Here is a 17,978-nt window from a genome sequence, read left to right as displayed (position 1 = left end):
GGAACGATACGGTCTGGCCGGCGCGGGCCACCCAGCCAGTCGCGTTGCCTACAGAAACGCTCGATTGCCGTAGCGGTCGAGTGAGACGAATTCTCCGACCGGCCGACGTGTCGTCGGCCCGTACTTGCCCTTCGGCCAGCCCAGCGGGATGACCGCACACGGAGTGACGTTCCACGGCAAGCCCAGGGCGCGCCGCGCCAACAACTTGCTCCACAACGGCATGGTGATCAGTGCTGCGCCCAACCCAGCCGCACGTGCCGCCAGCAAGAGGTTCTGCACCGCGGGGAAAATGGAACCGTAGGCACTGCTCACCGCCACCGACGGCCAGAGCGGAATGACACCCTTGAGGCAGGCGACGACTACGACGGGGATCTCGTCGAAATGATCCGCCTGCCATTGCACCGCCTTCTCGATCCGCAGCATCTGGTCATCCATGCGGCGGACAACGACGCGCTTGTAGATCGGACCGCCGAACTTCAAGGCTCGGCGATTCAAGCCGCCGAGTTTCGCGACGACCTCGCGGTCCTTGACGACGATGAACTCCCAATTCTGTGCGTTCGAACCCGTCGGCGCCTTCATCGCGAGTTCCAGAATGTGAAGCACGAGTGCATCATCAACGGGCTCACCCTTGAGCCGACGGATCGCCCGTTGAGTACGCATCGCCTCTTCGAGCGGCATGGCCAAGGGCTCGTGCTGCGTCATGACCACAATTCCAACACGCCCGGTCCCGCCAAGGGGCGTTCTCAGCCGAACGGTCGAAACCTTGCAGGCACGGAACCCCAGGGCGATGTCGGAGGCATCTGGTACACAAACCGGTTCGGTTCCACCTGTGCGCATGAGGAGATGCGATGTCCGACGGCTTTTTGGCGCCCGAGTTGGCATGTTCTCGACCGGTCGATAGAAGTTGGCAGACCGAAGTTGATAAGTTCCATTCACCAGCCGATCAGGCGATCAATTCGCATTACGCCGATAATCGGGCCAGCGCAGAGGGGGCGCCGTGACCAACTTCGCTTTCGTCGGCGCCGCAGACTGGCCCGAGATCCACGAAGACTGTGCCCGCGCCGAAAGTTATCTCAGCACCGATCCACGCTCGGCGTGCATCTACAGTCGGCGGGCCATCGAACAACTCGTCGGCCTGATCTACGACATCCTCGATCTGCCGCTGCCCTACAAGAACGACCTGTCGGCCCGGATCAACGAGCCGCCGTTCCGCTCCAAGGTGCCACCGGCAATCGTGCAGAAGCTCAACCTGATTCGTAAAGCCGGCAATGCGGCCGCACACGAACAGAAACCGATCGCCCCGAACATCGCACTGGCCGTACTGCGCGAACTGCACCACATCATGGTGTGGGCGGTGTTCCACTATTCGGCCTATCCGAAGGCCGCGCCGCTGAAGTTGCCTTTCGACCCGAAACTGGCGGCCAAGGCTGCTCCGCTGACCCGCCAGGAAGCCGGCCAACTCGCCGCGAAGTTCGCCGCCCAAGACGAGAAGCACGCCAAAGCGCTGGCCGAGAAGGACGAGCTTGCCGCCGCTCGGGATGCCGAGATCGACCGGCTGCGTGAGGAAATCAAGAAGGCCCAGGCCGCCAATAAGCAACCCGACGACCGCGATTACTCCGAAGCACAGACCCGCGACACCTTCATCGACCTGCTGCTCAACGAAGCGGGCTGGCCGCTCGCCGACGCCAAGGATCGCGAGTACGAAGTCACCGGCATGCCGACCGAGGGTGGACGCGGCTTCGTCGACTATGTGCTGTGGGGTGCCAATGGCCTGCCGCTGGCCCTCGTAGAAGCCAAGCGCACCAGCAAGAGTCCGCACATTGGTGAGCAGCAGGCCACGCTGTACGCCGACTGCCTGGAGAAAATGACGGGCCAGCGCCCGGTCATCTTCCTCACCAACGGCTATGAGCATTGGATCTGGGACGACGCCGCCGGCTACCCCTCCCGACAGATTCAAGGGTTCTACACCCGCGACGAGTTGGAACTGATGATCCAGCGTCGCCAGACCCGTCAGGCGCTCGCCGACGCTCCCATCGACTCGGCGATCGTCGAACGTCACTATCAGCACCGCGCCATCCGGGCGATCGACGAAACCTTCACCGGCAAGCGCCGCGAGGCCCTGCTGGTGATGGCCACCGGTTCGGGTAAGACCCGCACCGTCATCGCCCTGGTCAAGCAACTCATGGAGGCCAACTGGGCCAAGCGCGTGTTGTTCCTGGCCGACCGCACCGCACTGGTCACCCAGGCCGCCAACGCGTTCAAGACCCACCTGCCCGACGCCACCACGGTGAACTTGCTGACCGAGAAGATCACCGACGGGCGCGTCTACGTCAGCACCTACCCGACGATGATGAACCTCATCAACGACACCGGCACGGGGACAAAGAAATTCGGACCCGGATACTTCGACCTGGTGGTCATCGACGAGGCCCACCGGTCCGTCTACCAGAAGTACCGGGCCATCTTCGAGTGGTTCGACTCGCTGCTGGTCGGGCTGACCGCAACCCCCAAGGACGAGGTCGACCACAACACCTACCGACTGTTCCACCTCGAGGACGGCGTGCCGACCGACGCCTACGGTCTCGACGACGCGGTCAAGGAGGGATTCCTGGTGCCGGCAGTGGGAATCTCCGGTGGCACAAAGTTTCTCGACCGCGGAATCCGCTACGCAGATCTACCGGAGGCCGAAAAAGACGAGTGGGAAGCCCTGGACTGGGGTGATGACACTCCCGAGGACGTCACCACCGAAGAGATGAACAAGGTCCTGTTCAACGAGAGCACCGTCGACATGGTGCTCGCCGATTTGATGGCCAAGGGGCACCGCGTCGCCGCCGGTGACCGCCTGGGAAAGACCATCATCTTCGCCAAGAACCGCGACCACGCCGAGTTCATCGCCCGCCGCTTCGACATCCAATATCCACATCTGGCCGGGCATTTCGCGCGCGTCATCACCCACGGAACCTCCCACGCGCAATCACTCATCGACGACTTCTCCGTCGCCGACAAAGCCCCGCACATCGCAGTCTCGGTCGACATGCTCGACACCGGCATCGACGTACCCGAGGTCGTCAACCTGGTGTTCTTCAAGCTGGTCCGCTCGAAAACCAAGTTCTGGCAGATGATCGGACGCGGTACCCGGCTGCGCCCGGACCTGTTCGGGCCGGGGCAGGACAAACAGAACTTCTACGTTTTCGACTACTGCGGCAACCTCGAATACTTCAGCCAGGACCTGCCCGGCTCCCCTGGATCGTTGCAGAAGTCGTTGAACCAGAGACTGTTCGAAACCCGGCTGGGTTTGATCACCGCGCTCGATCACCTGCAGCCACCCACCGACGCCGATCCGGGCGAAGGACAGGGCACCGAGACAGACCGTGGTCTGCGCGTCGATGTGGCGTGGTCATTGCACCGCATCGTGGCCGGCATGACTCTGGACAACTTCCTGGTGCGCCCGCATCGACGCCTGGTCGAGCAGTATGCGCGGTGGGAGCCGTGGGCCGGCACCCTGAGCACCGAGACTGCCGGCGACGTCGCCGAATCCCTGGCCGGGCTACCGTCGACACACAAAGACGACGACGAGGACGCCAAACGCTTCGACATGCTGGTCCTGCGCCGCCAACTCGCCCAGCTCGAAGGCGACGCCCTGGCCGCCGAACGGCTACGCGAGAAGATTCAGGACATTGCGTCAGGACTGTTGAATCAGACCGCGATTCCCTCGATCGCCGCGCAGCAGGAGCTGCTGGACGAGGTCGCCGGCGACCAATGGTGGGTCGACGTCACGCTGCCGATGCTCGAGCATGCACGCCGCAAATTGCGTGGGCTGCTCCGCTTCCTGGAGAAGGCCAAGAAAGTCATCGTCTACACCGACTTCGCCGACGAACTCGGTGAGTCCACGCTCGTCGACCTGCCCGGCATCACGCCCGGCACCAATTGGGAACGATTCGAACTCAAGGCGAGGGCCTACCTCAAACAGCACCAGGACCACGTCGCGCTGCAACGCCTGCGCCGCAACAAACCACTCACCACCGCCGACCTGGCCGCCCTGGAACAGATGCTGGTCGACAGCGGCACCGGAGGCGCCGACGACATCGCGCTGGCCAAGGAACAGGCGCACGGACTGGGATTGTTCATCCGTGGGTTGGTAGGCCTGGACCACGAGGCTGCCGTCGACGCCTTCTCCGCATACCTGGACGGCGCCAAGTTCGGCGTCGACCAGATCCGGTTCATCAACCTGATCATCACCGAACTCACCGCCACCGGCGTGGTTGAACCGGCCCGCCTGTACGAATCGCCCTACATCGACCACGCACCAACCGGCCCCGATCATGTGTTCGCCGATGCCGACGTCGACAACATCGTGCAGATTCTCAACACCGTGAAAGGCAACGCGGTACCCATCGACGGGGTCGCCTGAGCTCACCGCGGATTCCTACCGCACACTTTTCCGGTGACGATGCAACAGCGCCTCGACAGGTGGGAGGCACGCGCCGAATGGCCACTGGCCTCGGTGGCCGCCGTGTTTCTCGCCGCCTACTCGGTGGAGGTGCTGGTGCAACCCCACGGAGTGGCGGCCCGGCTTGTCGAGTTGGCGACCCTGGTCACCTGGGCGGTGTTCACCGCCGACTATGCGGCCCGGCTGTATCTGGCCCCCAACCGCAAACATTGGTTCCGGACGCACCTCGTCGACCTGGCGATCGTGGTGTTGCCGCTGCTGCGACCGCTGCGACTGTTGCGTCTCGTCGTGTTGATCGGTGTGCTGCAGAAGGCGGTCGGCCACGCGATCCGCGGCAAGGTCATTGTGTACACGATCTCGGGCGCGATCCTGCTGGTGTACGTCGCGTCGTTGGCCGTCCTCCAGACCGAACGCGGCGCACCCGACGCCCACATCACCAACTTCGGTGACGCGCTCTGGTGGGCGATGACGACGATCACGACCGTCGGCTACGGCGACATGTATCCGGTGACCACGACCGGGCGAGTCATCGCCGCGCTGTTGATGATCGGCGGGATCAGCCTGGTCGGCTCGATCACCGCGACGATCGCGTCGTGGATCGTGCAGACCGTGGCCGTCGATGACGCCGCCAGCGCGGCCGTCACCGCGGCCCACATCAACGACCTGCGCACCGAGATCGCGGCGCTGCGGGACGAACTACGTCGGGTGCCTGCCGTCGACGCCTCTGGAAGCGACCCCCGACCGTGAAACCTGGTACCGCGTGCGGTACCAGGTTTGGAGGAGTGGATTGAGTGCGGGCGGTGGGACTCGAACCCACACGCTCTTTCGAACACGGGCACCTAAAGCCCGGGCGTCTTCCAATTCCGCCACGCCCGCAGAGTCCTGATAGTACCGCCCTGCGTCACAACCGCATCTGTCGGTCGGCGCCAATACGTTGGAGGCATCGGCGGTCGAGAGGGGCCCGATGTGCGGTCGGCGGACGAGTTCAACAGAGTCCGGGCGCTTATCGCGCTCGGTATGAATGACTGCGCGATCGCGCGGCAAACCGGCATTCCGCGTCTGACGGTACGTGACTGGCGAACCCGGCCACCCAAACGGCTCCGACTCCCCGGTGCGTCCTCGGCATGCGGTGTTCATCACGACTTCTCGGTGCTGCCCCCGCGCGAATATGCATACCTGCTCGGCCTGTACCTAGGCGACGGATGCATTTCGCAACACGCACGGGCGTTTCGGCTCAGGATCACGCTTGATCGCAAGTACCCGGGGATCATCGATAGCTGTTGTGCAGCCATCGACGCCCTGATGCCTGCACAACACGCGTCGGTCAAGCAACAACCAACTGCGTGCGTCGTGGTGTCCCTGTACAGCAAGCACTGGCCGTGCTTGTTTCCTCAGCACGGTCCGGGCAGGAAGCACAACAGACCAATCCAGCTCGAACCCTGGCAGCAGGACCTCATCGACCGAGCCACCGAGGAGTTCGTGCGCGGTCTGATCCACAGCGACGGTTGCCGGGTGGTCGCGAACGACCGCGGCGTCAAGAGCATCCGGTACCACTTCACGAATCACTCGGAGGACATCCTGAACCTGTTCACCGCTGCACTGGACCACCTCGGCATCCCGTGGACCCGTTCCACCAAGTACGTCGTCTCGATCTACCGCAAGGCCGCCACGGCTCGCCTTGACGAATTCATCGGCCCCAAGGTCTAGACAGCCGGACGCGCCTGGCCCGACATGTCGATCAACCGGTCCCGTTCGTCGAAACGGAACTCGGCTTGCCTGTCGGGCAGCGCGATCCGCAGATCCCCGGCACCTCGTCGACCTGGGGCCCCATCCGGGCACGTATTTTCAACCCCCGAGCTCCTCGCGGTACCGTGGACGAATGTCCACTACACGGCGTAGGAGACCAGCGCTCATCGCGCTGGTCTGTCTTGGCGCCGCCGGCTGCCTGGCACTGGCGTGGTGGCAATGGACGCGCTATGAATCGGCGTCGGGCACTTTCCAGAACTTGGGCTACGCCTTGCAGTGGCCGATGTTCGCCGGGTTCTGCTTCTACTCGTACTACAAGTTCGTCCGCTACGAGGACGCACCGCCGGAGCGACCCGCCGGCGAGGTCACCGAGATCCCCGCCGGTCTGCTGCCGGAACGTCCCAAGTCCGTGACCGCAGACGCCGGCGACCAGGAACTCTCCGAGTACAACGCCTACCTAGCCGAGTTGGCCAAGTCGGACCAGTCCGACACGAAAGACAGGACCGATAGATGACCGAACCGCAGGCCGTCATCACCCCCAAGGAGACCATCCGCAAGGCCCTGGTCAAGTACCGAGCGTTGGCGTGGATCACCGGTGCCTGGCTGATCGTGCTGTGTGCCGAGATGGTCGCCAAGTACATCTTCGGAATCGACTACTCGTGGTTCAAGTTCATCGGCATGATCCACGGCGCCTTCTACATGCTCTACGTGTTCTTCACGCTCGATCTGGCGATCAAGGCGCGGTGGCCACTCGGTAAGGCCGGCGGGATCATCCTCGCCGGAACGGTCCCGTTGCTCGGCGTCATCGTGGAGCATTTCGAGACCCTCGCACTCAAGAAGCGCTTCGAGCTGTAACGCAGTCCGCGTTCGTAACGTGGTGGCGGCCGGATCGCGAAATCCTCGCCACCAGGTTACAGACGCGACGTCGCCCTGCGACCGCCGTCGGTGAGACCCCTACGACCCGGCCAACTCCCGCAGCGCAGGCACCAACAATGCCAGCGCCCGGCCGCGATGCGATACCGCGTCTTTCTCGGCGGGCGTCAATTCCGCTGCGGTGTGGGTAGATCCGTCCGGTAGGAACACCGGGTCGTACCCGAACCCGCCGTCACCCCGGGGCTCGTGGGTGACGGTGCCGGGCCACTCGCCGCGCACCACGGTCTGGCCGGATGCGGAGACCAACGCACACGCCGACACGAAAGCGGCGCCACGGCGCGAATACGGCACATCGCCCAACTGCGCCAACAGCAACGCGGTGTTGGCGGCGTCGTCACCGTGTACACCCGACCAGCGCGCCGACAACACGCCCGGCATACCGTTCAGTGCATCCACCGAGATACCGGAATCGTCTGCCACACAAGCCAACCCGGTGGCCCGGAAGCCGTCCATCGCCTTGGCCAGTGCATTGTCCTCGAACGTCGCGCCGGTTTCGGGCGCCTCGTCGTATGCAGCCACGTCGGCCAACGACAGCAGCTCCAAACCAACCACCCCGGCGGCGTCCAGGACCCGCCTCAACTCGGCCAGCTTCTTGGCGTTACGGCTGGCCACCAGGAGCGCAGGCACTCAGCTACCGAACGACTTCTTGGGCGCGGGACCCTCCGGCAGCACACCCGGATACGGCAATTCCAATGCCTCCTGCTGGATCACGAACAACTGCTCGCAACCCGCCAGCGCGGCGTCGAGCATCTTGTCCAGGGTGGACCGCGGGAAGGTCGCGCCCTCGCCGGTGCCCTGGATCTCCACCAGGGTGCCGGTGTCGGTGGCGACGACGTTCATGTCCACCTCGGCACGCGAATCCTCGGTGTAGGGCAAATCCAGACGCACCCGGCCGTCGACCACGCCGACCGACACCGCCGCGATGGCGCACGACAGCGGGCGCGGATCGGAAAGCCGCCCGGCCGCAGCGAGATACGTGACCGCATCGGACAGCGCCACGTACGCGCCGGTGATGGCGGCGGTGCGGGTGCCGCCGTCGGCCTGCAGTACGTCGCAGTCGATCGCGATGGTGTTCTCCCCCAGCGCTCCGAGGTCGATGCACGCGCGCAGTGAGCGCCCGACCAGGCGGCTGATCTCCTGGGTCCGCCCGCCGACGCGCCCCTTGACCGATTCCCGGTCGGAGCGGTCATGCGTGGCGGCGGGCAACATGGCGTATTCGGCGGTCAGCCAGCCCTGCCCGGAACCCTTACGCCAGCGCGGCACGCCTTCGGTGACCGAGGCGGTGCACATGACGCGGGTCTGGCCGAACTCGACCAGTACCGAGCCGGCGGGATGCAATGTGAAACCGCGGGTGATGGTTACCGGGCGCAGCTCGTCGTCGAGACGACCGTCTTCTCGCTTGGACACCCGCCAACCCTAGCGGGTCAGCGCCGGGTGACGTCGAAGGTCTCGCCGCTCAGCACGGCGTGCACCGGGCCGTCGAACTCGGCCTTGGCCTCGCTGATCACATCCTCGCGCGACGTCCACGGCGGAATGTGGGTGAGCAGCAGCTCACCGACGCCGGCTTCAGCGGCGGCCCGCCCGGCCTCGGTGCCCGACAGGTGCAGGTGCGGCGGCCGGGACGGGTCGTGCGTCCACGATGCCTCGCACAGGAAGACGTCGGCCCCACGGGCCAGCTCGACGAGCGCGTCGCAGTATCCGGTGTCGCCGCTGTAGACCAGGATTGCCCCGGACGGATCGGTGAAGCGCATGCCGAAGGATTCGGTGGGGTGACACACCAGCCGCGGCGTCACGCTGAGCGTGCCGAGCTGCACCGGGACGCCGTCCTCCCAATTGCGGACGTCGAAGATGTCGGTGAAGTCGTCGATCTCGCCGCCCTCCGGCGATGACGCCGCACCGAGCCGGCCCCAGGTGTTGGCCGGCCCGTACATCAGGCCACGTTCGGTCGCCGGAGCGGGGTGATAGCGCCGCCACACGAACAGGCCGGGCAGATCCAGACAGTGGTCGGCATGCAGATGCGACAGCAATACGTTGACCGAATTCGGATCGGCGTAGCGCTGCAGCGCACCCAGGACCCCCCCGCCGAAGTCGACGACCATCGGAGTGGTGTCAGGTGCGGTGACGAGATAGCCGGAGGCTGCCGAATCCGGGCCGACGACGCTGCCGGAGCATCCGAGGATGGTCAATCGCACAGTGTCCAGCTTGCCATGCTCGGTGTGGGCGTTGCCAAGACATCGCCGGTTTGGGCGATGGAGATCATTTTCCGGCTCCCACGTGACGCCGGACCTGTCGCGCACCGTCCAGCCCCGGCCCCAGGAATCGGGTGGCGAGCGTGGTGAACGCCTCGGGATCTCCGGTGGCCTCGAACACCCGTTGGGCCGGACCGGATTCGTGCGGTTTGAGCAAATCAAGCTCGGTGAGCACCCGCAGCAGGTCCTTGGCGGTCTCCTCGGCCGAGGACACCAACGTGACGTTGTCGCCCATGGCCAGCTGGATGAGCCCGGACAGCATCGGATAGTGCGTGCACCCCAGCACCAGGGTGTCCACCTCGGCGCGCTGCAGTGGCTCCAGGTAGCCCTCGGCCAGACCCAGCACCTGACGTCCACTGGTGACCCCGCGCTCCACGAAGTCGACGAACCGCGGGCAGGCCACCCCGAACACCTCGGTGTCGCGTGCTGCGGCGAACGCATCCTGATAGGCGCCCGAGGCGATGGTCGCGGCGGTGCCGATCACCCCGATGCGTCCGTTGCGGGTGGCGGCCACCGCGCGCCGCACCGCGGGCAGGATCACCTCGACCACCGGCACCGGTGAGTAGCGTTCGCGCGCGTCGCGCAGGGACGCCGACGACGCGGTGTTGCATGCGATCACCAGCGCCTTGACGCCGCGGGCCACGAGGTCGTCACCGATGGCCAACGAGTGCGCCCGGATCTCGGGAATGGTCAGCGGACCGTACGGTCCGTTGCCGGTGTCGCCGACGTAGATGATGTCCTCGTCGGGCAGTTGGTCGATGATCGCCCGGGCCACGGTCAGACCACCGACGCCGGAGTCGAAGATGCCGACGGGTGCGAGTGGGTCGCTCATATGTTCATGCACTCAGACGCGGTTGGACGGAACTCTTCCGTGCTTCCCGAGCCTTGCGTTCCGGTCCGGACAACAGGTAAGCCGCCACCACACCGGCGATGGCCCCGCACAGGTGCCCCTGCCAGGACACCCCCGCATTACCTGGCAGCACCCCGAACAGCACGCCGCCGTAGACGAACAGGACGACGACACCGACCACGATCTCCCACGCCTTGCGGGTGAAGAATCCGAACACGATCAGGAACGCCAGCCAGCCGAAGATCAGGCCCGACGCTCCGATGTGGGTACTCGTGCACTGCACCGACACGTAGGGACAGTGCAGGCCGATATTGCCGATGAGCCAGGTGCCGATGCCGCCGAGAATCCAGATGATCGCGGTCGCAGCGATGAACCGTCCCATCCCGGCCAGCGTCATGAGAAAACCCAGGACGATCAGCGGAACGGTGTTGGCGATCAGATGCGGCCACCCACCGTGCAGCAGCGGCGCCCAGAGGATGCCCCACAAACCATCCGTCTGCAGCGGCCGGATGCCGTCCTGGTCGAGCCGGTGGCCCATGGTGGTGTCGACGAACTCGATCACGTACAGCAGTACGACGAAACTGATGATCGTCACACCGCCGACCATCCATGCCGGCGGTTTTTTCGGTGCGCTGGACGCAGGTAGACCCGGCTGTGTCATGCGCGATCCGCCTCCGGCTTCTCGCTGGGTGTCATTCCTGCCCGCTCATGCCCATAGCTGTCCTTCCAACGCATCCTCTGCGTCATCCAGGCTACCGGCGTAGGCACCGGTCGACAGATACTTCCAACCGGCGTCGGCGACCACGAAGGCGATGTCGGCGCGCTCGCCGGCCTTGATCGCCTTGGCCCCCATCCCCAGCGCGGCGTGCAGCACCGCACCGGTCGAGATGCCCGCGAAAATGCCTTCGCGGGTGACGAGATCACGGGTGCGTTTGACCGCGTCGTAGGAGCCCACCGAGAACCGCGTGGTCAGCACCTCGGGGTCATATAGCTCGGGGATGAATCCTTCGTCGATGTTGCGCAGCGCGTACACGCCCTCGCCGTAGCGCGGTTCTGCGGCCACGATCTGTACACCGGGCACGTGCTCGCGCAGGAAACGGCCGGTACCCATGAGCGTGCCGGTGGTACCGAGCCCGGCGACGAAATGCGTGATCTCGGGCAGGTCGGCCAGCAGCTCGGGACCGGTGCCGTAATAGTGCGCGTCGGTGTTGGCCGGGTTGCCGTACTGGTACAGCATCACCCACGAAGGATTTTCGGCCGCAAGCTCTTTCGCGGTCGCGACGGCGGTATTGGACCCGCCCTCGGCCGCGCTGTAGATGATTCTCGCGCCGTAGAGTTCCAGGATCTGACGCCGCTCGACGGAGGTGTTCTCGGGCATCACGCAGATCATGTTGTAGCCCTTGAGCATCGCGGCCATCGCCAGCGAGATCCCGGTGTTGCCGCTGGTGGGCTCCAAGATCGTGGCGCCCGGGCTCAGCAGCCCGTCACGCTCGGCCTGCTCGATCATGCGGAGCGCGGGCCGGTCTTTGATCGACCCGGTGGGGTTGCGGTCCTCGAGTTTGGCCCACAACCGCACGTGCGGCCCGTCCTGGTTTTCCTCCCACCGAGGCGACAGGTGCTGCAGCCCGACCAACGGGGTGTTGCCGAGGGCCTGCAGCAGTGAGTCGTACCGTGCCATCGGCTATCCGCCTGCCACCGCAGGCAGGATCGTCACCGAGTCGCCGTCGGCGATGGTGGTGTCCAATCCGCCGGAGAACCGCACGTCCTCGTCGTTGACGTAGATGTTGACGAAGCGGTGCAGCTTGCCGTTGTCCACCAACCGGTCGGAGATTCCTGAGTAGTTGGCCTCGAGGTCGGCAATCACCGCCTGCAGGGTGTCGCCGGAGGCGCTGACGCGCTTCTGCCCGTCGGTGTGGGGACGCAGGATGGTCGGGATCGAAACGGTGACGGATTTGGACTCGGTCATGTCAAAGCCTTTCTAGTACTGCTCGACGATGTCGACGGGTTCCTCGGTGACGACGCCGTCGGTGATGCGATAGCTACGCAGTTCATGCTCGTCGGGGTCCCGGGTGGACACCAGCACGTAGTGCGCATCGGGTTCTTGGGCCAACGAGACGTCAGTGCGGCTCGGGTAGGCCTCGGTCGCGGTGTGCGAGTGGTAGATGACGACGGGTACTTCGTCGGCTGCGTCCATCGCGCGCCACACCTTGAGCTGTTCGCCCGAATCGAACCGGTAAAAGGTCGGCGAACGCTCGGCATTGGCCATCGCGATGAAGCGCTCGGGCCGATCGGAGCCCTCCGGCCCGGTGATCACCCCACACGCCTCGTCCGGATGATCGGCGCGGGCATGCGCCACCATGGCCTCGACGAGATCCCGGCGGATCACCAGCACGTCAGCTCTCCTTCATTCGAACGCTCCGGGCAACATGCCACGGTAGGTCGGTATTCCGGCCACCGGCTCAGCGGCCAGCAGCCCGACCAGCACGGCGCGGGCCAGCACATCGGCCGCGGCGGCCCCCACCCTGGTCACCAAGGCCGTCTCCGGCGACATCGCCACCGGGGTCTTGTCGTCCGGATCGACGGTCACCGCGCCGGTCGCCAGCGCAAACACCGTATCGCCATCGATCGGGGTGTGACACGGCTGGATGGTCCGGGCCAGCCCGTCATGCGCGGCGACGGCCACCCGGCGGCAACCGGCGGGGCTCAGCGCCGCATCGGTGGCCACCACCGCGATGGTGGTGTTCAGCGGACTCAATTCGGTGTGGAGATCGGCGTAGGCGGCGAGTTGGTCGGCAGGCGGGGCCGTCAGCCCGAATTGCGCCGTCAGCCGAGTCATCCAAGGCAGACCGGTGGCCGGATCGACCACGTCACCGGCGGCGTTGAGCACGACCAGCGCACCCACGGTCACCCCGCAATCCAGCGTCACCGAGGCGGTGCCGACGCCACCCTTGAGCACCCCGGCCCGCGCGCCGACCCCACCGCCGACGGTGCCGAGCGCGAACTCGGTGGACGCTGCCTGGGCCGCTGCATAACCGAATTCGGCGGTCGGACGGTTCGCCCAGCCGCCGACCGGTAGATCGAAGATCACCGCGGCGGGCACGATCGGCACCACGCCACCGTCCATCGCCACTCCGCGGCCCTGCTCCTCCAACCAGGTCATCACGCCGTCGGCGGCGGCCAGTCCGTAGGCGCTGCCGCCGGTCAGCACCACGGCGTCGACGTGGCGCACCGTGTTGATCGGGTCGAGCAGGTCGGTCTCACGGGTGCCCGGGGCACCGCCGCGTCCGTCGACGGCACCGACGGTGCCCGGCGGTGCCAGCACGACCGTCGAGCCCGATGCCCATCCCGAGCCCAGCGACACATCGGGGTCGATGCGGTGATGGTGGCCGACCAGGATGCCGCCGACGTCGGTGATCGAACCCATCAGGTTTATCTCCCCATCAGGCCCAGGACGAGGTACTCCTGCAGCACGGTCAGCCACTGGTAGACGTCGACGTGCCCGGCCATCGGGTGCTCGGCCGGCAACTGCTCGGGCCCCTGCGCGCCGACGTCGAGCATGGTGCCCAGCGCCAACCGGATGTCGTTGACTGCGGCGGCCCACGCCTCGGCATCGTCCTCGGTCAGCTCGAACTTCCCGCCGCCGTTCGGAATGGTGTCCAACAAGCGTTGAGTCGCTTCACGTTTTGCGTCGATGATGGCCGGCTCGTGCAGTCCGCGCAGCGCGCTGTTGAGGCTCTCGGCGGTGCCCGACCCGGCGGGATGCTCAGTCTGCGGCCGGTAGAAATCGGGGAGCAGACGCTTCATCGTGACGTCCTCCGGCGGCTGCGGATTGCCCGTCTTCATACCGGTGATCATCTCGAGTTCGTCTGTGGGCCCTGATGATCCGCGTTCGTCGAGCATCCCCAGCATCGAGATGCCCAGGCTCGACAGCAACGCGGCCTCGTGGGTCTCCAATGCCGAGCGATACCGCAGACCGTCGGCGGTCTCGACCCGTTTCCATTTGCGCACAGTCGATCAACGGTCCTGTTGCATGGTGGCCCACAGCCCCGCGGCGTGCAGTTTGGACACATCGGTTTCCATCGACTCGCGGCTGCCCGCCGACACCACGGCCTTGCCCTCGTTGTGCACCTGCAGCATCAATTTGGTGGCGTGCGGCTCGCTGTACCCGAACAGCTTCTGGAACACGTAGGTGACGTAGTTCATCAGGTTGACCGGATCGTCCCAGACGATGGTCACCCACGGGCTTTCGGTGGCGGTATCTTCCCGTGGCGCTGCCTCGACGCTGCGCTCCTCGCGGGTCCCCGGTCGGGCCTTCGCCGGTGTAACCATGGGCCCACAATACCGGCAGGGGAGCCGCGATATTGAAGCAGCTGTGAACAGCTACGGTTGCTGGTGTGACCGTCGCGATGCTCACCGACAAGTACGAGCTGACGATGCTCGCGGCCGCGCTGCGCGACGGCACGGCGCACCGCCGCACCACATTCGAAGTCTTCGCCCGCCGACTGCCCGAAGGGCGCCGGTACGGCGTGGTCGCCGGCACCGGACGGTTTGTGGAAGCGTTGGCGCAGTTCAGCTTCTCCCCCGAGGATTTGACCACACTCTCCACGTTCCTCGACTCCGAGACACTGGATTTCCTGGCGAGCTACCGGTTCAGCGGTGACGTCGACGGCTACCCCGAGGGCGAGCTGTATTTCCCCGGTTCGCCGGTCCTTTCGGTCCACGGAACCTTCGCCGAGTGTGTGCTACTCGAGACGCTGACGCTGTCAATTCTCAACCACGACACCGCGATCGCCTCGGCAGCGGCACGGATGACCACCGCCGCTCACGGCCGGCCGATGATCGAGATGGGCTCGCGACGGACCCACGAGTCGGCCGCCGTGGCCGCAGCGCGCGCGGCCTACCTGGCCGGGTTCGCCGGTTCGTCCAATCTGGCCGCCCAGCAGCGCTACGGCGTGCCTGCGCTGGGCACCGCGGCACACGCCTACACACTGCTGCACACCACTGAGGCCGGCCCCGACGAACAGGCCGCGTTCCGCGGTCAGGTGGCCGCGCTCGGCATCGACACCACGCTGTTGGTGGACACCTATGACATCACCGCCGGCGTGGCCAACGCGATCGCGGCAGCCGGCCCGCAGCTGGGCGCTGTCCGCATCGACTCGGGTGATCTCGGGGTGCTGGCCCGCCAGGTACGCCAGCAGCTCGACAGCCTGAGCGCGACCGGAACCCAGATCGTCGTCTCCGGTGACCTCGACGAGTTCGCCATCGCCGCCCTGCGCGCCGAACCCGTCGACAGCTACGGCGTCGGCACTTCGGTGGTCACCGGATCGGGCGCACCGACCGCGGGCATGGTCTACAAACTCGTCGAGGTCGACGGGATGCCGGTGGCCAAGCGCAGCAGCCGCAAGGAATCCCATGGTGGCCGCAAGCAGGCTCAGCGGCTGGCCAAGTCCTCGGGCACGATCGTCGAGGAAGTGGTCCACCCGTGCGGCCAGGCTCCGTCGGCGCCCGCGGGGCTGACCGCACGCCCACTCACGGTGCCGCTGGTCACCGGCGGCACCCCGGTCGACGGGCACCACCCGTCCGCCGACCTGACCACCGCGCGCGAACGCGTGGCCGCAGGGCTGCACAGCCTGCCGTGGGACGGTCTCAAACTGTCCCGTGGCGAGCCGGCCATCCCCACCCGAGTCGTGGCGCCCCAGACATGACGCCCAAATCCAAGCCATCCCGTGAGGTGGCCAATGTGGTGACCAACCTCCTCAAGATCGCCGTGAAAGGGCTCGGCGGTGCCGGCCGCCCCGGTCAGGTCCAGATGGCCGAAGCGGTCGCCAACGCCTTCGAGTCCGGTGAACACCTGGCCGTGCAGGCCGGGACCGGCACCGGAAAATCACTCGCCTACCTGGTGCCGTCGATCGCCCGCGCGCTGCAGACCGAGCAACCGGTGATCGTCTCGACGGCAACCATCGCCCTGCAGCGTCAGCTCGTCGACCGGGACCTACCTCGGTTGGTCAACTCTCTGGCCGATGCCCTGCCCCGCAAGCCTACTTTCGCACTATTGAAGGGGCGCGGAAATTATCTGTGCCTCAACAAGATCCACAACGGAAGCGAGGAGCCGGCCGACCGCCCTCAGGACGAGCTGTTCTCCCCCATGGCGGTCAGCGCCATGGGCCGCGATGTGCAACGGCTGACCGAATGGTCCTCGGACACCGAGACCGGCGATCGCGACGAGGTGATCCCCGGCGTGCCGGACCGGTCGTGGTCGCAGGTGAGTGTGTCGGCACGCGAGTGCATCGGCGTATCGCGCTGCCAGTTCGGTACCGACTGCTTCGCCGAGCGGGCCAGAGAAAGCGCCGCCGCGGCAGATGTGGTCGTGACCAATCACGCACTGCTGGCCATCGACGCACTTTCGGATTTCTCGGTGCTGCCCGAGTACGAGCTGCTGGTGGTCGACGAGGCTCACGAACTGGCCGACCGGGTGACCGGGGTGGCCACCGCGGAACTGTCGGCGACGTCCATGGCGGTGGCGCACCGCAGGTTGTCCCGTTTGGTGGATGACGAACTGGCACAACGGTTCGAGGCCGCAACCGCGACGTTGTCCTCACTGCTGCACGAACTCGACGCCGGTCGTATCGACGTGCTCGACGAGGAATTGGGCACCTACCTGACCGCATTGCGCGATGCGGCCAATGCGGCACGCACCGCGATCGACACCGCGCCCAGCGACCCGCAGGCCGCCTCGGCGCGCACCGAGGCCGTCACCGCGCTGAGCGACGTCAGCGACACGGCCACCCGGATTCTCACCTCGTTCGTCCCGCCCATCCCCGACCGCGTCGATGTGGTGTGGGTGGAACAGGCCGACGGGTCGAACGCCGGAAACACCGGCGCGCCCCGACCCGGGCGCAGCCTGCTGCGGGTGGCACCGATGTCGGTGTCGGGCCTCTTGCGCACCAGGCTGTTCGCCAACACCACCGCGGTACTGACCTCGGCGACGCTGACCCTCGGAGGCAACTTCGACGCGATGGCGCGCAACTGGGGGCTGGGCGGCTTCGAGGGCGAAGGCGAGCCGGCTAAACCGGGCTGGCGCGGCCTCGACGTGGGGTCGCCTTTCGACCACGCCAAATCCGCAATCCTCTACGTTGCCAAGCATTTGCCGCCTCCCGGGCGGGACGGCACCGACACTCGGACTCTGGACGAGATCGAAGGACTGATCACCGCGGCCGGTGGCCGCACTCTTGGCCTGTTCTCGTCGATGCGCGCCGCCAAGGCCGCCGCCGAAGTCATGCGCGGACGGCTGTCCACCCCGGTCCTGTGTCAGGGCGAGGACACCACTTCGGCTCTGGTGCAGAAGTTTTCCGATGATCCGGAGACATCGCTGTTCGGCACCCTGTCGCTGTGGCAGGGCGTGGACGTACCCGGGCCGTCGCTGTCGCTCGTGCTGATCGACCGGATTCCGTTCCCCCGCCCCGACGATCCGTTGCTGACCGCGCGGCAGCGGGCGATCAGCGCACACGGTGGCAACGGCTTCATGGCGATCGCCGCCAACCATGCCGCGCTGCTGCTCGCCCAGGGCACCGGGCGGTTGCTACGCCACACCGACGACCGCGGCGTCATCGCGGTCCTGGACTCCCGGTTGGCGACTGCCCGCTACGGCGGTTACCTGCGCTCGTCGCTGCCGCCGTACTGGTCCACCACCGACCCCGACCGGGTACGTCAATCGCTGAAGCGGCTCCGCGGCGCGGGCTGATATCGCAAC

General features: G+C 66.2%; 19 protein-coding genes and 1 tRNA gene. 7 read left to right on the top strand and 13 right to left on the bottom strand.

The genetic code is table 11. The features are described from left to right. Positions 1–48: 48 nt before the first annotated feature. On the bottom strand, positions 49–702 hold the full coding sequence (locus G6N44_RS25515; protein WP_235682874.1) for a nitroreductase family protein: 654 nt from the start codon (positions 700–702) through the stop codon (positions 49–51). 295 nt (positions 703–997) lie between these two features. On the opposite strand from G6N44_RS25515, the gene G6N44_RS25510 reads away from it, so the two are divergent. Together G6N44_RS25510 and G6N44_RS25505 are read left to right on the top strand one after the other, a co-directional pair. Then, positions 998–4,411 (top strand): DEAD/DEAH box helicase family protein, encoded by a 3,414-nt coding sequence (locus tag G6N44_RS25510; RefSeq protein ID WP_163668861.1) that lies wholly within the window; start codon positions 998–1,000, stop codon positions 4,409–4,411. A 33-nt stretch (positions 4,412–4,444) separates the two neighbouring features. Further along, complete coding sequence (locus G6N44_RS25505) at positions 4,445–5,197, top strand: potassium channel family protein (RefSeq protein ID WP_372508118.1); 753 nt, start codon at positions 4,445–4,447, stop codon at positions 5,195–5,197. A 45-nt stretch (positions 5,198–5,242) separates the two neighbouring features. On the opposite strand, the gene G6N44_RS25500 is transcribed toward G6N44_RS25505, so the two are convergent. After that, positions 5,243–5,326, bottom strand: a tRNA-Leu gene (locus G6N44_RS25500). A gap of 426 nt (positions 5,327–5,752) precedes the next feature. Between G6N44_RS25500 and G6N44_RS29620 the strand changes: the two genes are divergently transcribed. The 3 genes from G6N44_RS29620 to G6N44_RS25485 all read left to right on the top strand — a co-directional run bounded on the left by G6N44_RS29620 (position 5,753) and on the right by G6N44_RS25485 (position 7,051). Next, positions 5,753–6,157 carry an LAGLIDADG family homing endonuclease gene (locus G6N44_RS29620; protein ID WP_235682873.1) on the top strand — a complete coding sequence of 135 codons (405 nt, stop codon included), beginning with the start codon at positions 5,753–5,755 and terminating at the stop codon, positions 6,155–6,157. Positions 6,158–6,329: 172 nt separating this feature from the next. Continuing rightward, positions 6,330–6,710, top strand: coding sequence for a hypothetical protein (locus tag G6N44_RS25490; RefSeq protein WP_163668857.1), 381 nt, complete (start codon positions 6,330–6,332; stop codon positions 6,708–6,710). Continuing rightward, a complete protein-coding gene (locus tag G6N44_RS25485; RefSeq protein ID WP_163668855.1) occupies positions 6,707–7,051 on the top strand; it encodes a DUF3817 domain-containing protein in 345 nt (114 codons plus the stop codon). The genes G6N44_RS25490 and G6N44_RS25485 overlap by 4 nt, the downstream gene beginning before the upstream one ends. 99 nt (positions 7,052–7,150) lie before the next feature. Here the strand turns inward: G6N44_RS25485 and rdgB are convergent, their stop codons facing one another. From rdgB to clpS, 11 genes are all read right to left on the bottom strand, one after another. Beyond that, positions 7,151–7,756, bottom strand: a complete 606-nt coding sequence (rdgB, locus tag G6N44_RS25480; RefSeq protein WP_163668853.1) for an RdgB/HAM1 family non-canonical purine NTP pyrophosphatase — start codon at positions 7,754–7,756, stop codon at positions 7,151–7,153. Then, the gene (gene rph, locus G6N44_RS25475) at positions 7,757–8,536 is read right to left on the bottom strand and encodes a ribonuclease PH (protein WP_163668851.1); all 780 of its coding nucleotides are present in this window, start codon (positions 8,534–8,536) and stop codon (positions 7,757–7,759) included. Between the two features lie 17 nt (positions 8,537–8,553). After that, positions 8,554–9,321: a cyclic nucleotide-degrading phosphodiesterase gene (locus G6N44_RS25470; protein ID WP_163668849.1), complete on the bottom strand. Its 768-nt coding sequence runs from the start codon at positions 9,319–9,321 to the stop codon at positions 8,554–8,556. A 64-nt stretch (positions 9,322–9,385) separates the two neighbouring features. Further along, positions 9,386–10,210: a glutamate racemase gene (murI, locus tag G6N44_RS25465; RefSeq protein ID WP_163668847.1), complete on the bottom strand. Its 825-nt coding sequence runs from the start codon at positions 10,208–10,210 to the stop codon at positions 9,386–9,388. A gap of 4 nt (positions 10,211–10,214) precedes the next feature. Continuing rightward, positions 10,215–10,889 carry a rhomboid family intramembrane serine protease gene (locus G6N44_RS25460; protein ID WP_163668846.1) on the bottom strand — a complete coding sequence of 225 codons (675 nt, stop codon included), beginning with the start codon at positions 10,887–10,889 and terminating at the stop codon, positions 10,215–10,217. Positions 10,890–10,934: 45 nt separating this feature from the next. After that, positions 10,935–11,906 carry a cysteine synthase gene (locus tag G6N44_RS25455; protein WP_163668844.1) on the bottom strand — a complete coding sequence of 324 codons (972 nt, stop codon included), beginning with the start codon at positions 11,904–11,906 and terminating at the stop codon, positions 10,935–10,937. 3 nt (positions 11,907–11,909) lie between these two features. After that, positions 11,910–12,194, bottom strand: coding sequence for a MoaD/ThiS family protein (locus tag G6N44_RS25450; RefSeq protein WP_163668842.1), 285 nt, complete (start codon positions 12,192–12,194; stop codon positions 11,910–11,912). A 12-nt stretch (positions 12,195–12,206) separates the two neighbouring features. Beyond that, the gene (locus G6N44_RS25445; protein ID WP_179964613.1) at positions 12,207–12,587 is read right to left on the bottom strand and encodes a M67 family metallopeptidase; all 381 of its coding nucleotides are present in this window, start codon (positions 12,585–12,587) and stop codon (positions 12,207–12,209) included. A gap of 45 nt (positions 12,588–12,632) precedes the next feature. Next, the gene (locus G6N44_RS25440) at positions 12,633–13,652 is read right to left on the bottom strand and encodes a P1 family peptidase (RefSeq protein ID WP_163668838.1); all 1,020 of its coding nucleotides are present in this window, start codon (positions 13,650–13,652) and stop codon (positions 12,633–12,635) included. Positions 13,653–13,657: 5 nt separating this feature from the next. Further along, positions 13,658–14,236 (bottom strand): oxidative stress transcriptional regulator AosR, encoded by a 579-nt coding sequence (aosR, locus tag G6N44_RS25435; protein WP_163668836.1) that lies wholly within the window; start codon positions 14,234–14,236, stop codon positions 13,658–13,660. 6 nt (positions 14,237–14,242) lie between these two features. After that, positions 14,243–14,557: an ATP-dependent Clp protease adapter ClpS gene (gene clpS / locus G6N44_RS25430; protein ID WP_090434916.1), complete on the bottom strand. Its 315-nt coding sequence runs from the start codon at positions 14,555–14,557 to the stop codon at positions 14,243–14,245. 65 nt (positions 14,558–14,622) lie between these two features. Here clpS and G6N44_RS25425 point away from each other — a divergent pair, with 65 nt between their 5' ends. Then, positions 14,623–15,933: a nicotinate phosphoribosyltransferase gene (locus G6N44_RS25425; RefSeq protein ID WP_163668834.1), complete on the top strand. Its 1,311-nt coding sequence runs from the start codon at positions 14,623–14,625 to the stop codon at positions 15,931–15,933. Continuing rightward, on the top strand, positions 15,930–17,969 hold the full coding sequence (locus G6N44_RS25420; protein WP_163668832.1) for an ATP-dependent DNA helicase: 2,040 nt from the start codon (positions 15,930–15,932) through the stop codon (positions 17,967–17,969). The genes G6N44_RS25425 and G6N44_RS25420 overlap by 4 nt, the downstream gene beginning before the upstream one ends. The last annotated feature ends 9 nt before the right edge of the window (positions 17,970–17,978 follow it).

It is taken from the genome of Mycolicibacterium alvei (genome assembly GCF_010727325.1).
Taxonomy (GTDB): domain Bacteria; phylum Actinomycetota; class Actinomycetes; order Mycobacteriales; family Mycobacteriaceae; genus Mycobacterium; species Mycobacterium alvei.
Note: the sequence above shows the minus strand (reverse complement) of the source record. Positions and strands in the feature narration are given on the sequence as shown.